Here is a 15208-nt window from a genome sequence, read left to right on the forward strand (position 1 = left end):
GATAAGCCAATCGAGTTTTATTACTCCTTATTCTTGTTTAAATAGGCATTAAATATTTGTTGAATCAATTTATCCGAATAAAGTGGTAATTCATCGTATGGTTGTGGATCATTTTCATTAGTCAAATCATCTGTAATCAATAGCGTATTCCCCGCTTTGTCTAAATGACGATTTTCAATAAGGGTATTACGATAAATAGTAATATGATTCGTTTTTTCCTCTTCCCGATTAAATCGTTCAATCACACCATAAATATTATTATCATTAAATTTTGAAAAAACAGCGATTCGTTTGTTTTGACTATCTTTGATCGTTTGTGATACGACAAAAACACCAATATCATCATAGATTGTTTCAACGGTTAGTAATGGCATGCTAGGACTTTCCAACACTGTTAAAATCTCTTTGTGCATTTGATTATTTTCGTTGTATTCATAAACCTGTTGCGTTTTTTGGATTCGTGTTTTTTGAAGTATTGAAGCAATTTTCCCCATTACTTTTTCGATTCGCACGTAGCTAGGCAATATAATTGCCTGTTCAATATCTTCTAATGGTATTAGTTGACCTTGCTTATCTAGGGTAAAAAAATAGGTGCCATTTTCTAATGGTTTAAATTGTTCATGTGGTATTGATAAGGGGACTTGTAACCATTTTTCTCTGGAAATGGTTTGATATTGATAATTGTCACCGACTGTTACTTTGACTAAGTCAACATATTGTTCTTTGGGATGTTGATATTCAGCTTGAGCTAATGTCATCGTTAATTGGTGAGGATAATTTTTATAACGATCTTTTGCCCATTGAGGGAAGGGGGTTGGATGATAATAAGTACTATTTGATTGTATACCTAGAAATTTTGCTCGTGTGACAGCTTCTTGGTCAGCTAAGGTATAATTGTCCTTAGATGCCATTTGTTCAATCAGTTTGTCTACATAGGATGGATGTACTCGTAAAAGATCCATCGGGATAGATTGATAAATTGCGGATTGTGGTAAATATACATCTGTTGATAAGTTTGGCTCAATATTGCTGGTATGTATAATTTGTCCAGACTCATCTAAATATTGGTTTTCCACATTACCTAATTCATCATAGAAAATTGTATGATTAACCTTAATCCCTTTCTCATTAAAAATATCCATTAATGCATAAACGTCTTGCGTGTATAAGTAAGTCATAACCACTTTATAGTTGGTTATAAAGTTATCTTCTAATAATTTTATTCTTTGTCCTGTTTGATCATATTCAATTTCGTAACGAACTTTAACACTATTATTCAGATCCAATTGTTCGCTTATTTCTTTTTGTTTATTGCCATTAGCCCAGTAGGAAAAATAGGATTTTTGAATCCATGTTAAGGGACGTTTTTGCATTTTGACAACTTTCCCTTTTTCAATCACTATTTTGAGATAGCAGTCTTGTTTCCAAGCTTCTTCAACTGAATTTAAATGATGGAGTTGGTATTTTTCATCAAGAGTAAAGAAATGTTCGCCATCTGAATATTCGCTAAACATTGCTATCGGAAATAAAATATCAATTACATCTCGTTTGTTAAAAAGAATCTTCTCGTATTGATAATTATTATTCAATTCTATAAATTGAATTTCATTATCTGAAAAATAAGAAATTTTTCTTTCGGCTTCAGTCAGGGTTAAAAATGGTTGGGTAGGGAAGTTTTTGTAATCAGTATAAGGATAGTCTGAGTGAATATATGTAACATGAGGTTTAATACCTTGTATTTTTAATTGGTTGATGATGATATCATCGGTTAAATTATCGTTGTTCATAGCCATCCCCAAAATTGAATAAAATAAACTTATTAGAATAAACAGGTGTATTTGTTTTAAAAATGTTATTTTCATAAGCCCTCCTTAATTTAGCTACCATTAATCAATATTTCAGGAGGAAGTAAGTCGTGATGATAATTTTTGTAAATCAGTTAATAACTGTATACGTTTTGAATTAGGAACCGTAAAGTTATTTTTGAGATTATTAAAATAGGCTGTAAAATGTTTATCCCTTTTTTTTCCAATAATCGGATCGGCTACTTTAAGCTCACCTAACAATAAAAATAGAAAGGTATGACAATTAACTTCATAATAGCTATCATTGTCCCAACTCCAAATAGCTGAGTGTTTGGAATGAAATGTGCTTGCAAAATTTCTGATTTGTTGAATTATCGTTTCTTTAGTTCTATTGTCTCCAGGGGGTAAATAAGGATTTGAGATCATATTTATATCTTTTTCCTTAAAACGTTGATATTGATGTGGATCAAAAGCATATTTAGATAAGTTATTGTTCATTGTCTTTCTTCCTGCTTCTCGTTCAGTTTTATGATCACGAAACTTGTTCGCATCTTTTGCTATTCTTGAATCTGATGCGCCATTTAAAACCCCTTTTTCTTTGATTTCAAAGGATGACCACGATATCGATATTGGTAAACTTACGGGATACCATCCATAGCTTTCTCTGAATCCATTGGCAGATTTGATATTTCCTAATTTATTTATTTTGCCTTCTTTTTGTTTTGCCATTCTGGCTTTTTTTACGTGATCATCAATATCATTTTCATCGTCATGAATAATTTCAACCCAATAATGTCCTGGGATAGCGCCATTTCCTTTAAGTGGATTACCTAATGGAATCCGACAGATTCGGATCCAATTAAGTTTTTTATAACCATCTTTTACATATGTTACTACGCGAGATTTATTATAAGTATCATTAGGAACGGTACCTGCCATAATTGCTGGACCAATTATTATTCGCCTTTCACTCATATTTATTTATCCTTGTTTGTAATAAGTAATTATGTAAGATGTATTTTTTAATATTGAATTAATTATTTGAACAAATTTAAGTTTAACCAATATCCGTTTAGGTATATGGTAAAAACGAGTGTTATAACACAGGGATGAAACAAAAAAAGATCTGCTTTTTGAAAGTGAAGATATCAATAATTGAGGCGTAATACTTAATGTGATATTCAATAAGTAAGACCAAATCAGCAAAAGAATCGCTGTCGATTGGGCGATCATAGAAGTTATTTGCACCAATATCATCATAGGAAATCCTTATTATTTATTATTGTTTTTCCATATAATAACGATAAGCTAATTGATATTAACACTATAGGTTATTTTTTTGCTTATAACAATTTTTTTTGTTATTTTCAGGTTTTTATTTAATGGAGGACTAGTGCCATAATAAAATTGAATAAAAAAAGTGATTATTAATGTTATGGTTAGTAGTTAGACGTGTTATTGGGTTTATAAAGGGCATTATTTTGAAATTCACCTTTGATTATAGGTCTTCACCATTTAGGATCCTGTTCAATATTAATGCCCTTTCAATTGAAGTTATTTATAGCAATAATTTAGTAAATACCTTTCATGCCTTCAGGTGTATAGCGTTCACCCTTAATACTAATACGGTTTTTTAAATCGTTGAGTATTTCAATATCTTCATTTTCAAGATGAACAGAGCAAGCATTCACATTTTCGATTAAATATTTTTCTTGTTTTGTTCCTGGAATTGGTACAATTCCTTCCCATTGAGCTAATAGCCAAGCCAACGCAATCTGACCACTGGTGCAATTATATTTAATTGTCATTGGTTTTATTGCGGTGAGTAATTTTTTGTTATGTTCAATATTCTCATCTAGGAATCGAGGGTTTGTTTTGCGAAAATCGCCGTCAGCAAAATCTTTTACCGATTGATATTTACCGGTTAAAAAACCTCGTCCAAGCGGAGAGTATGGCACTAGACCTATGTTCAATTCTTTTAATAGAGGTAAAATAGTTTCCTCAATATCACGCGTCCAAAGAGAATATTCAGTTTGCACAACATCGACAGGGAAGATTGAATGGGCGCGAATTAATAAATCAGCAGGCACTTCACAAAGCCCTATATGCTTAATTTTACCTTCTTTTTTTAATTCTGCTAGGGTTTCCATTGTTTGCTCAATAGGATTTTCATTATTAATACGATGTATATAAAACAGATCAATTTGCTCAATACCTAAACGTTTTAATGATGCGTCGCAACAAGATTTAATATATTCAGGTGAATTATTTATGGTTCGTTCATAGCCAACGCTATTGCCTCTATCTATACCGCATTTAGTTGCGATAACTAATTGTTCGCGTTGAGATGATGGTAATTGCTTTAAAAATGAGCCAATGAGTAACTCATTTTTTCCACGACCATACATATCGGCAGTATCAATTAAGGTAACGCCATTATCTACGACACTTTGTAATAATTTTAGTGAATTCTGCTCTTCTGCAGGTCCATAGAATTCACTTAATCCCATAGCGCCATATCCTATAGCCCCAACTTTAATACTTGAACCTAATGTTCTTTCTGGTAGAGTACCCATTTATTTATCTCCAATTTTTGTTAGTAAAATTAATTATTCAGCTACCGTGTGAATGGCACCATCTCCCCATGTCCCAATGTAATAACGATGATTGTAAAATGCTAAAGCAACAGCGCCTGATAATGATGAAGCGATTGTTTGAACTTCTTGTGTTTTTACATTTATTTTGCGAACCATTCCAGCACCATTATCAATTACCGCAACGACTTCAGGTGATATAGTTACAATACCTACACCAGGTCGATTGAATTTATCGCCTATTTCTTTCTTATCACCATTAGGGCTTACAAAGGTAAGGCGTCCACTATATTGTGAAACAACTAAACTATTATCAGCGAGTTGGGTAACTCCAACAGGGGTAGACAGTCCTCGTACAATCACCGTTTTTTGACCGTTTTGTAGATTAAGAGAGACAATTTCTCCAGTTGAGCGATTTGTTATCAGTAGTTGTCCAGAGTTTGAAAATGCAATTCCTGTTGGAGTATGATAGCCATCAGAAATTTTTTCTGCCTGACCGTTAGTTTTAATTTTCAAAATATAATCGTCACTATAAGAAGAAACATAGATATTATCTTCTGAATCAATGACGATTCCTGCGGGGGATGAAATGCCAGAATAAACCGTTTCACGTTCCCCATTTGCTTTAATTTTAACGATCGAATCACCAGACCAATTAGTTACATACATTGATCCAACACTATCAAAAGCAATCCCCGTTGGAGCATTAAAACCTGAGGCAACCTTTGTTGATTCCGCCATACATACACCTCCATATAACGTTATAAAGATAAAAACAATAAAATTTAAAAAATTTTTTTTCATAAGAAATACTCCTCTGTAGTTAATACTCAATTAAAAGCAAATTAATAACCGATTGATGCCCCCCCATCTAAGTTGATTGAGGCACCATTGATATAATTTGCGTTTTCACTTAATAAAAAAGCAATGGTTTGGCCAATTTCATCAACATCAGTGAATCGCTTTAATGGATTCATTTTCTTAAAATTATCATTTAATAATTCAGGTGTGGTATTTAAGGATTTAGCAAAATTAGTGGCTGTATTTTGCCAAGATTCAGATTCGGTTATCCAAGGGTTAACAACGTTTAGACAGATTCCATGATTACCTAAGTATTTTGAAGCCGCTTTTGTAAATCCTAAGAGCGCTGCGTTTACCGTACTATTAATAATGAAATCTGGATTAGGATCATAACAAAACGTACCATTAATAATGACGATTCTTCCTTTTATTTGATGTTCCTTCATTAACTTGGCTATATTTTTGGTCATGTTAATTGTCCCCCAAAGTTTGCTTTGGAATGACGTGTCCCAGTCTTGTTTAGTTGATGAAAAATAATCAATGGGTTCACCAAGACCAGCCGCATTAACAAGACCATCAATGGACGTGTTTTGCCAAATTGATTGTAATTTTGATTCAATTTGATCCTCATCACTAATATCCATTGTATAAGTCATAATATTTCTATTATTAGTTGCTTGTTCTAATTCTTGCTGTGTAGTAAATAACTTCTGTTGATTTCTTCCAACAAGAATAACGTTATAATTATTCTGTAAAAGTACCTTTGCAATTCCCTTGCCAATTGAACCTGAACCACCTGTGATCATGATTGTTTTCATTTTATTTTCCTTTTTAATAAATGATTACCTAATAACGCTAACGTTATATTTGTTAACGTGATAATTACGCAGGCTAAAACTAATCCCTGCCAATTCATATGCTCATATAAAATGCCTAATAGGTATGTGCCAATACTGCCTCCTGCTAAGCAAGACAATAGGTATAAAGAAGATATGGCGCCTCGTGAATTAAAGGGTACAATCTGATTAAGCATTGAAATGACAATTGGTTGAATACCAAAAACGAAAAGAAATAGACAAAAAATACCCATTGCTATGAAGAATAAATTTAGACTGTATCCGATTGTGATAACGGCAATGCCTACGCAAATTAAATAAATGACTAATAGCCGATCTTTATTGATGAAATTTGATAGTTTACCCGTAATAATTGCGCCAATTACAGCGCTCAACCCGGCAACATTCAACCATCCTAAAACTGTTGAAGATAGGTTAAATAGTTCACCTTTTAAATAAAAGGTTAGAAATGAGGATAAGCCAAGATAAACAAAGAAAAGAAGAAAACCGACTAATAAATAAATAACGACTGTTATATTGAGTAGTAATTTAGTTGCTGAAATATAAGTATTAATAATACTTGTATTATTCGTATCTTTTTTTGTGCTTTTTATTCCAAGGGGGATGAAAAAGCAAATTAAGATAATTAAACATGCATAAATAGTAAAAGCGATTTGCCAAGACCAAAAATCTGTCAACATGGCAACTATACTTCGACTAAAAATAATTCCGACAATTGAGGCGGATATCATAACTCCCATTGCTTGAGGTAATTTTTCATTAGGCGTGTTTTTCGCTGTATAGGCAAATAATGCCGCCGGAACGGAGGCGGCAAAAAAACCTATCAATGACATTACCAATAAATAAAGATTAAATGAATGAACGGTCCCAGATATAAATAAGCAAAATATTGTTCCAATACTACCGAAAAGAACTAATGGTTTTGTCGAGACTTTATCTGATAATGGACCATAAATAAAAAAGGAGATAGCATAAAAAAAACACGATAAACTGAAAATATTTCTGGCATCAAGAATATCTATGTTGAAGCTTTTTGCAATTTCTTGAAATATTAATTGACTTATATAAACCGATCCCACTAAAAGAACGATTAATATGGCTGAAATGATAATACTTGTATTTGATTGCTTTGGCTTGATTTCTGATAGTACACTTGATCCCATAATCTTATTTCCTGTTTAATTGCGAATAATACTCATCGCTACGCCTTCGCCACCTCCAACGCATAGTGCAGCGATACCAGTACTGAGTTTTTTAGAGAATAATTGGTAGATAAGAGATACTAAAATACGGCAACCTGATGCACCGATTGGGTGACCTAAAGCGATGGCTCCTCCATTAACATTAAGTTTTTCATCCGGTAGGTTTAATGTTTTTTGTGTAGCAATAGCTTGTGATGCAAAGGCTTCATTACATTCAAAGAGATCAATATCATTGATAGACTGACCTGTTTTTTCTAAGCAGGCTTGAATTGCACTAATCGAACCTAATCCCATCATTGCAGGATTGATACCGGTATTGGCAAATGCTGTGATAGATACTAATGGCTTTAATCCTAAGGATATCGCCCTTGATTTACTGCATATAATCACAGCAGCAGCGCCATCGTTTATTGGAGAGGAGTTACCCGCAGTAACCACACCATCTTTCTTGAATACAGGTTGTAGCGTTGATAATTTATTAAATGAAGTTTCCCTAGGTGACTCGTCTTTATCAATCACGATTTCACCTTTTTTAGTTGTTAATTTAATAGGCATGATTTCGCTGGAAAAAGCGCTATTTTGGATCGCCTTAAGTGCTTTATTTTGTGAAGAAAGTGCAAAACTATCTTGTTCTTCACGAGAAATGTTAAATTCTTCCGCAATATTTTCGGCGGTAATTCCCATGTGGTATTGGTTAAAAGCATCTGTTAAGCCATCATATAATAGTGTATCGACTAACTCTAAATGACCTAAACGGTTACCTTTCCTCCCTTTTTTAAGTACATGTGCAGCAGTGGACATGCTTTCTTGTCCTCCTGCAATAATCATTTGCGCATCGCCATTTCTAATTGCCTGAACAGCTAAATTAATTGCTACCAAACCTGAACCACAAACTTTATTAACAGTTAATCCTGTTACTCTCTCTGGTAACCCAGCTTTTAATGCTGTTTGTCTAGCGGGATTCTGCCCACACCCTGCTGTTAGGACTTGCCCCATTATTACTTGGTCTATTTCATCAACGGGAATGTTAGATTCATCAAGCATATATTTAATTAGCATAGCTCCCAATTCGGTTGCAGATAATTCTGAAAAAGCTCCCAAAAATCCTCCAATAGCTGTTCTTTTAGCTGCTACGATGACTATCTCTTCCATATAGAACCCCCCCTATCCTTATGATATTTATAATTATTTTTCTTTTTTATTACTTTTTTACATCATAAAACTGACCAATTATGATATTTAGCATGATTTAACATCGTACTGTTATTGCCAACGTAAACAGGGTTACCGACACAAGAAAGCATATTTAGATCTGAAATATCATCGCCGTATCCATAACTCATGCTTAAATCTATTTTTTCTTTTAAAGCAAATTTCCTCATTGCTTTCGCTTTTCCTTCACCAATTGTTTGTATTCCTTTAATTTTACCGGTCAAGAAACCCTGTACATCAACGATTGGTTGAACACAAAGAATGCCATCAACCTGAAAATATCTCGCAATGGGGTTTAGAAGCGGTAACATAGAACCCGAAACAAAAATGATTTTTTCACCTCTACTTTGATGTTTACGTAAACATTTGATTGTTTTACTAATAAATTTTCCTTTTGTAAGAACATTATCATCAAACCAACATTCACCTAAAACAATGAGCTCCGACATTTTCATACCTGATAAAAATTGGTAATACAGTGAGTTTAGTGCTTCTCTAGGCCAATCATTAGCTCTTGCTTGCTTGAAAGTTTGTTCAAACTTAAATTTTAAAAGGGTCAATTGTTTTTTTTCTGATAGATATTCAAAAAAATCAAACATACTTTTAACCGTTATTAATGTGTCATCAACATCAAAAAAAGCGGCCGATAATTGTGATGAATTACTCTTAACTGGCTTCATGTTGGCTATCCCCAAAATCCATCCGTCTACTTTTGGTCTTAAAATCCGGATCGTTTCCGACTACACCCGCATCAGACCAACGTGAAGGTTGAATTTCTTGAATACTGATCGAAATTTTGTCGAGTGGACAGCCTAAGGTGTTATGCATAACACGGGTTATTTCTTCCAATAATTTTTTGGCTTTTTCATCACTATCTATTGGCCAAGTTGTAATATGAATATGTGGCATTTATCTTCCCTGATGTGGTTGTGTTAAAAACGAATCAAATAAATCAGTCTGTTTTAGTTTTAGATGGGCATGAACATCTCCGCCTAATCCGAAATATCCAATAGCTCCGCCATATGATTGTTGAGAACTCATAAATAAGACGATTACATTAATAATTCTATTGCTGGTTGGATTCTGTTTGGGAAAAGGGTTATCCAAAATAGCGTAGTAGCTAGCATTGCCATTTTGGTCGGTTATAAAAACATTGGGGATGCCCAACGGTCCTGGTCTTGTTGGCTGATTAGGATTAAGATCTTTTTCTCGCAAACTCATTACCGTGTAAAGACTATTTGGCACTAAATTTTTAAAAGTAAACTCGAATTTAGCTGAAAAACCATCCGTGCTTATTTCTACGATTCCTTCAGCTTTAAGCCAATCGCTTAATAGGATTTTCGGTAATTTTCTCCGTCCATCACTTTCCCGATAGTCATATATATATCCTTCATTTAATGGATAGCTTTGACGATGTATTTGCGCGGCGTTTGCGCATTGCTCAGGTGCAAATATCATTGGATAGTTATTTAATGGCAATGGTAAAGGTAATGTAAATAATTCTATTTCTGTCAGTCTATGTTCACTGGCATAATCTAATTCTTCTTGAATTAGATAAGGGGATATCTCTCCAAATCGTGATACAGTACTATTTTTTGAAACAATTGCCATTCCCCAAGAAATAGATTTATTCTCTCTAGCTAAGTTACCAACAACCACAAAGTCACCATTTTTATCTACAATTTCAGAGGGGGGATATAAAGGACCTTGTGTGGTTGGCGTTAATTGAAACTGAGTCATAAATATTCCCTTTTCTATGCAACTTTGATAAAACTATCTGTCAGATAAGAATTTAATACTTGGTTTGCTAATATTTTTTCTTTTTCTGAAATATTATTCATGGGATATACCGTAAAAGCACAATTCATAATTGCGCAAACTTTCTCCGCTTGTTTTATGCTTATTTTGGCTTGCATTTTGGTTCGATAACTATTTTTATTTATATCAATGGGCTCAAAATAAATTTGTGCCGGTAATGGAAATAAGAAATCTTCAAACTCAATATTCATGCTATTGATAATAAAATAGCTCTCTTGATCATTTTCAAAATCGAGATAAAACTCTTCTGTTATTGCAATAAAAGTCTGTCTAAACGCTTCTGTAATGATCATTCCTTGTACATGGCAACCTGTTTGGTGATCGCCCATAAACATATTTCTTTCATCAATAATGAAAGGTAATTCAAATAGACATTCATTTAATTTTTTTGCTTTCCCAATCAAAACATTATGAATATTTTTTTTGTGGGTATATTTATTGGGTACTATTTCTTGACTATAAAATGATACCAGTGAAGTCATATCCAAATGTTCTGAATTATCCATTCCTTCTACAAAACCAATGACCTCTTCGCTTTTACAGCCTAGACCGGGCATTAAATAGCTTTTCTTAGCAAAAGTTTTTGCGGGTAATTGAGTCATTATTGAAAGTTGGCTCTGAGTAATTGTTCCATTTAGTTTTGCAAACTCCTCAAATTTATCACCTACAACGACTAGTTTTTTCAAAATTTATCTCCTTATAATTTTGAATAGTGGAATATTACATCCCTAATTTTTTGTAGACTTTTGTATAGAGACCTTCATTACCGCCCGTGATGTAACTATCCCCAGCTTGAGTAATAATATTTTTGTAATGATCATTGGTGAATGGTTCCATGTATTCTTCAATTGAACCGTTAAAGCAAGAAATAAACATGACGCCAGGAACTTGGCTTATAAGAGAATGATAGGCATCAAAAGAGTCAATTGTGTTTGAGTTGTTGCGAACTACTTCAAAAATAGTTTCATTACGCCATTTTAAATATGCCTGATATGCGCTTGGTAATACTTCGACATGGCGAAGTTGAACATAATTAGTTTGTGGTATAGCCGTACGGGCTTTTATAGGACTTTCCACATACCTAAGCAGTTCTCGTTTAATATCACCACGTAGGTAACAAGCATAATCTGAGAAAGCTAAAGCAAAACGGTTTTCATAATCTGTGAGTTCATTTAGTGAATTTAAACTAATAAATTCAATTAATTCGTCTCCATCTAGAGAAGAATAGAAACTGTTTTTATTCAACGTGATCGTTGCGTTTTTAGTTACAAAGTCTTGAATATTCTGTTCTTGTCCTTTTAGAACTGAATTACAATTTATCAATAGATATTGTGATATCATAATATTCCTTATTATTTTGATAATTTTATATTTTTTATGAAAAAGAAGTTAAAAGGATAAACAAAAATACATCGTTGCTAAATTACTTATTTTGCGATATGAAATTCATATCAAGGCTTCAACGCTGTTTGATAAAGAGAAATAAACGAAATTATCTGTGATAAAATTATTGGTCATTAAGTTAGTTAACTTATTAATAAATAAGATTAATTTCTGTTGTTGAAAGGTGTTTGTTTATAATAAAATTTACGCATATACATAATTATTTTTGTAGGTTTTGTGAAAAAGAATTAAATATAGAAGATGAGATTTTAATGGATAAAAATGTAAGAAAATAACATGACTTGAGGTCTTGTCATTTTCTTACTAATAATATTAATGCATGCAATTTAATATATTAACTTTCTTTCACAACTATTCTGCTCGCTCTAGTAGCGTAAATCACACCACTAATCACTAAAATTGTTCCTACTAATTGTAAGATATTTGGGATTTGTCCTGTTACGGAGGAAATTAGCATTGCAAAGACGGGAACTAGGTTAAAAAATATTGACGTTTTAGCGGCACCGAGTCTCTTTATACCGATATTCCAGAATAAGTAAGCTATTACAGCACCAGCAATGGCTAAATAAATTAATAAGAGATGATTTGCTAAAGAAATATGCGTTAACTGTTTTATTAAATCAGCTTGAAAGACTGTAAGCAGTACTATTCCCAGTGTACCAAATAGCATGGTGAAGGTTGTTGTTTGTAGTGGTGTTGAATTAAATATAAATTTACGACATCCTACGGTATAAGTTGCCCACGCTAAATTACCTAACATGATAATTAAATCTCCTGAGCTAAATTCTAATTGCAGTAAATTAGCGACATTGCCATTACTGATAACCAAAGTTACTCCTAATAAACTGATAAACATTCCTATTCCCTGTGATTTTGTCATGTGATGTTTATCAATAATTGCAGCAATTAATGCGGTAGTTACGGGCGAAGTGGCCATAATGAGGGCACCATTTATGGGTGATGTCGTTTGTAATCCAATAAAAAAGGCTAAATTAAACCCAGTGATACCACATAATCCTAATAGCAAAAACGGTTTCCAGTTGAGTTTAAATGTGACAATATTATTTTTGTCTCTGATAAGCATGTAGATGAAAATAACTAATGTCGCAATAATAAAACGTTCAGATGCGGCACACAGAGGAGCTACTTGTTGAACAACGATTGCTCCCACATTAAAATTGGATCCCCAAAAAAATGTAGATAATATAACCAATATTATTGCGACATGATTATTTTTCATTTTAATTTCCTTTTCTCCCTTAAAGAATAAATAATTTTTTAAAATATAGATATTTCTTAATAAGTATCAGTACGTGTATATTGTTTCTTTCATGACAGTTATTTAGGCAATTTGTTTTTTAATACTTGCTTTAACACCAATAACAAAGATAATCATGAACACAATGATGTTTTAAAAAAATAAAAATATTGGTTAAATAAGTTACATTTAAGTTTATTTAGGAAGCATTTATAATACAATAACCAAAAAAACAATTTTAAATTGCATAAATGAAACAATCCCTAGATGATTTACTTATATTTATTAACGTTGTAAAAGAAGGTAGTATTGTTAAAGCGTCTAAGAAATTATCAATATCATCAGCTACTATAAGTAGACGTTTAACACAGTTAGAAGAAGCGATAGAGGGTCGTTTAATCCATAGAAGCAGTAGAAAGATTACGCTTACCACTTTAGGACGGATTTATAGTGATAAATTAACCCCTTTGCTTGAAGAGTTTGTTGAAGTAACAGAAAATTTAGATGAGTATCATCATAAATTATCGGGCACGATAAGGATAACTGCGCCGACAAGCCTAACTTATCAATGGCTTACTAAATGTATTTTTTCTTTTATGAAAGCTTATCCAAGCATTAAAATAGATTTATTAGCGACAAATCGGATTTTAGATTTAGATGATATGAATATTGATATCGCAATTCGGGTTGGAAATTTAACCGAGAATGATTGGATAGCTAAAAAATTACTAGTATCAAACAATATATTATGTGCATCAAAAGCTTATATAAGCCAAATAAATGGCTGTTTGAATCCTGTTGACTTGTTGAATAAGAATTTAATAAATTCAGCAGATACGGTAAGTTGGTTATTGACGAATATTAAAACTGAAGAATCTTATGAAGTTCACGCTAAACCTTATTTAATTATTGATGATACCAAGCTTATTATTGATGCAGCGAAGGAAGGTTTAGGCATTTGTTTTGTACCATCACAGTTTGTAACAGAAAGTATAGATAAAGATGAATTGGAAGTAGTTTTACCCGATTGGGGAGGTAATTCTAGACCGATATATTTACTATTTAAAGACAGAAATTATTTACCCAAGCGCGTAAGATTATTTAAGGAGTATATTGAGAATTATATTAGTTTAATTACATAGGAGTTCTAAAAATTATGGATATTTATAGCAAAAGGTTACCCACTGTAAAACAGTTACAGTATTTCATAGCAGTTTGTGAAGCGCGCAGTTTTAGAGGTGCAGCAGAAAAGCTAAATATAAGCCAACCTCCACTTTCAATTCAGATCAAAGATTTAGAAGAAAAACTAGAAGTGACATTATTTTTGAGAAACTCTCACAATGTTGTATTGACGAAGGAGGGGGAGGAACTCAAGTCAAGAGTAGCAAGCTTGTTGACGGATCTGTGTTCAATTACTAAAGCAATTAAATCTAATAATGTCGAAAAAGCGATAATCGGTACAACTAAAACACTTAGTTTTGATTTCATTCCTTATTTTAAATTGTTTTTTTCTGATTTTAGTGATGAAACTGAAATTTATAAACATAATTATACTTCAAAAGAGCTTTTAACAGAGTTGCAAAAGGAAAATATTGATTTTGCGTTAGTATCTGATTATCAAACAAGAGATGCAAACGAAAATTCGCTATTAATTTATCAAGAACCAATGATTTTAGTTTTACCTATTAGTCATCCATGTAGTCAACATGAAAGAGTCGATTTAAATGATGTGACTGATTTACCACTCTTTTGGTTTAAACAATACATGAATCCTGCCTTTTATGATCAATGTGAACGAGTATTTAAGACGTTAAATTACCCTATCATACGCCGTGCTGAACTAGCAGATAATCTGTCTATGTTACTTGAAGTCGCTTTAGGTAAAGGGATGATGCTTCTACCTCAATCAATGGCTCAAGCAAAAGTTGAAGGTGTGGTATATAAAAAATTAATTGAAAATCAATATACAAATTTGAGTGTTGATATATACCTTATCTGGCGTAAAAATTTGAAGATGCGTCCAATAAATGAAGCTATTATTCATTATTTTAAAAATGAATAACTAGCCAATCTTTTGAAAAATTCTGTCCGAAATCTATTAAGTTACCTTGTGTTAGAATCTTTTGTTATGTCTTATTTAAGATGATAGAACATAATGCTTAGATTTTATAAGTGGTAAAGGTAAATTTATATAACTTATCTTTTAAAGAAAAATAAAAACTATTTTTATGAAAATAGTTAGCTTTTGGATCGTCAT

The 15208-nt window shown here is 32.5% G+C and carries 15 protein-coding genes; 2 read left to right on the forward strand and 13 right to left on the reverse strand.

From position 1 onward, the window contains the following. Positions 1 to 20: 20 nt before the first annotated feature. The 13 genes from FPB0191_RS02955 to FPB0191_RS03015 form a co-directional block, all read right to left on the reverse strand. Positions 21 to 1862, reverse strand: coding sequence for a hypothetical protein (locus FPB0191_RS02955; protein WP_039103919.1), 1842 nt, complete (start codon positions 1860 to 1862; stop codon positions 21 to 23). 36 nt (positions 1863 to 1898) lie between these two features. Beyond that, positions 1899 to 2780, reverse strand: coding sequence for a hypothetical protein (locus FPB0191_RS02960; RefSeq protein ID WP_039103920.1), 882 nt, complete (start codon positions 2778 to 2780; stop codon positions 1899 to 1901). Positions 2781 to 3376: 596 nt separating this feature from the next. Continuing rightward, complete coding sequence (locus FPB0191_RS02965; protein ID WP_039103922.1) at positions 3377 to 4381, reverse strand: aldo/keto reductase; 1005 nt, start codon at positions 4379 to 4381, stop codon at positions 3377 to 3379. 33 nt (positions 4382 to 4414) lie between these two features. Beyond that, positions 4415 to 5140, reverse strand: a complete 726-nt coding sequence (locus tag FPB0191_RS02970; protein WP_146202382.1) for a Vgb family protein — start codon at positions 5138 to 5140, stop codon at positions 4415 to 4417. A 104-nt stretch (positions 5141 to 5244) separates the two neighbouring features. After that, entirely contained in the window at positions 5245 to 6018 is a 774-nt protein-coding gene (locus tag FPB0191_RS02975) for an SDR family oxidoreductase (RefSeq protein WP_039103924.1), read from the reverse strand. After that, the gene (locus FPB0191_RS02980) at positions 6015 to 7220 is read right to left on the reverse strand and encodes an MFS transporter (RefSeq protein WP_039103925.1); all 1206 of its coding nucleotides are present in this window, start codon (positions 7218 to 7220) and stop codon (positions 6015 to 6017) included. The genes FPB0191_RS02975 and FPB0191_RS02980 overlap by 4 nt, the downstream gene beginning before the upstream one ends. A gap of 15 nt (positions 7221 to 7235) precedes the next feature. Further along, positions 7236 to 8411 carry an acetyl-CoA C-acetyltransferase gene (locus FPB0191_RS02985; RefSeq protein ID WP_039103927.1) on the reverse strand — a complete coding sequence of 392 codons (1176 nt, stop codon included), beginning with the start codon at positions 8409 to 8411 and terminating at the stop codon, positions 7236 to 7238. Between the two features lie 62 nt (positions 8412 to 8473). Then, positions 8474 to 9151 carry an HAD family hydrolase gene (locus FPB0191_RS02990; RefSeq protein WP_039103928.1) on the reverse strand — a complete coding sequence of 226 codons (678 nt, stop codon included), beginning with the start codon at positions 9149 to 9151 and terminating at the stop codon, positions 8474 to 8476. Further along, positions 9138 to 9380, reverse strand: a complete 243-nt coding sequence (locus FPB0191_RS02995) for a tautomerase family protein (RefSeq protein WP_039103929.1) — start codon at positions 9378 to 9380, stop codon at positions 9138 to 9140. Before FPB0191_RS02995 ends, FPB0191_RS02990 begins: the two co-directional genes overlap by 14 nt. After that, positions 9381 to 10211, reverse strand: a complete 831-nt coding sequence (locus tag FPB0191_RS03000) for a hypothetical protein (protein WP_039103930.1) — start codon at positions 10209 to 10211, stop codon at positions 9381 to 9383. Positions 10212 to 10225: 14 nt separating this feature from the next. Beyond that, positions 10226 to 10975, reverse strand: coding sequence for an AfsA-related hotdog domain-containing protein (locus FPB0191_RS03005; RefSeq protein ID WP_052236718.1), 750 nt, complete (start codon positions 10973 to 10975; stop codon positions 10226 to 10228). Between the two features lie 34 nt (positions 10976 to 11009). Beyond that, positions 11010 to 11630, reverse strand: coding sequence for a hypothetical protein (locus FPB0191_RS03010; RefSeq protein WP_039103932.1), 621 nt, complete (start codon positions 11628 to 11630; stop codon positions 11010 to 11012). Between the two features lie 397 nt (positions 11631 to 12027). Then, positions 12028 to 12933: a DMT family transporter gene (locus FPB0191_RS03015; protein ID WP_039103933.1), complete on the reverse strand. Its 906-nt coding sequence runs from the start codon at positions 12931 to 12933 to the stop codon at positions 12028 to 12030. A 269-nt stretch (positions 12934 to 13202) separates the two neighbouring features. Between FPB0191_RS03015 and FPB0191_RS03020 the strand changes: the two genes are divergently transcribed. Together FPB0191_RS03020 and FPB0191_RS03025 are read left to right on the forward strand one after the other, a co-directional pair. Next, positions 13203 to 14093 carry a LysR family transcriptional regulator gene (locus FPB0191_RS03020; RefSeq protein ID WP_039103935.1) on the forward strand — a complete coding sequence of 297 codons (891 nt, stop codon included), beginning with the start codon at positions 13203 to 13205 and terminating at the stop codon, positions 14091 to 14093. Positions 14094 to 14107: 14 nt separating this feature from the next. Then, positions 14108 to 15013, forward strand: a complete 906-nt coding sequence (locus FPB0191_RS03025) for a LysR family transcriptional regulator (protein WP_052236719.1) — start codon at positions 14108 to 14110, stop codon at positions 15011 to 15013. Positions 15014 to 15208 lie beyond the last annotated feature (195 nt).

This window comes from Frischella perrara (assembly GCF_000807275.1).
GTDB lineage: Bacteria > Pseudomonadota > Gammaproteobacteria > Enterobacterales > Orbaceae > Frischella > Frischella perrara.

Coding starts and splice junctions, on each gene's coding strand:
- FPB0191_RS02955 (WP_039103919.1), bottom strand. CDS start 1,862: ATGAAAATAACATTTTTAAAACAAATACACCTGTTTATTCTAATAAGT.
- FPB0191_RS02960 (WP_039103920.1), bottom strand. CDS start 2,780: ATGAGTGAAAGGCGAATAATAATTGGTCCAGCAATTATGGCAGGTACC.
- FPB0191_RS02965 (WP_039103922.1), bottom strand. CDS start 4,381: ATGGGTACTCTACCAGAAAGAACATTAGGTTCAAGTATTAAAGTTGGG.
- FPB0191_RS02970 (WP_146202382.1), bottom strand. CDS start 5,140: ATGGCGGAATCAACAAAGGTTGCCTCAGGTTTTAATGCTCCAACGGGG.
- FPB0191_RS02975 (WP_039103924.1), bottom strand. CDS start 6,018: ATGAAAACAATCATGATCACAGGTGGTTCAGGTTCAATTGGCAAGGGA.
- FPB0191_RS02980 (WP_039103925.1), bottom strand. CDS start 7,220: ATGGGATCAAGTGTACTATCAGAAATCAAGCCAAAGCAATCAAATACA.
- FPB0191_RS02985 (WP_039103927.1), bottom strand. CDS start 8,411: ATGGAAGAGATAGTCATCGTAGCAGCTAAAAGAACAGCTATTGGAGGA.
- FPB0191_RS02990 (WP_039103928.1), bottom strand. CDS start 9,151: ATGAAGCCAGTTAAGAGTAATTCATCACAATTATCGGCCGCTTTTTTT.
- FPB0191_RS02995 (WP_039103929.1), bottom strand. CDS start 9,380: ATGCCACATATTCATATTACAACTTGGCCAATAGATAGTGATGAAAAA.
- FPB0191_RS03000 (WP_039103930.1), bottom strand. CDS start 10,211: ATGACTCAGTTTCAATTAACGCCAACCACACAAGGTCCTTTATATCCC.
- FPB0191_RS03010 (WP_039103932.1), bottom strand. CDS start 11,630: ATGATATCACAATATCTATTGATAAATTGTAATTCAGTTCTAAAAGGA.
- FPB0191_RS03015 (WP_039103933.1), bottom strand. CDS start 12,933: ATGAAAAATAATCATGTCGCAATAATATTGGTTATATTATCTACATTT.
- FPB0191_RS03020 (WP_039103935.1), top strand. CDS start 13,203: ATGAAACAATCCCTAGATGATTTACTTATATTTATTAACGTTGTAAAA.
- FPB0191_RS03025 (WP_052236719.1), top strand. CDS start 14,108: ATGGATATTTATAGCAAAAGGTTACCCACTGTAAAACAGTTACAGTAT.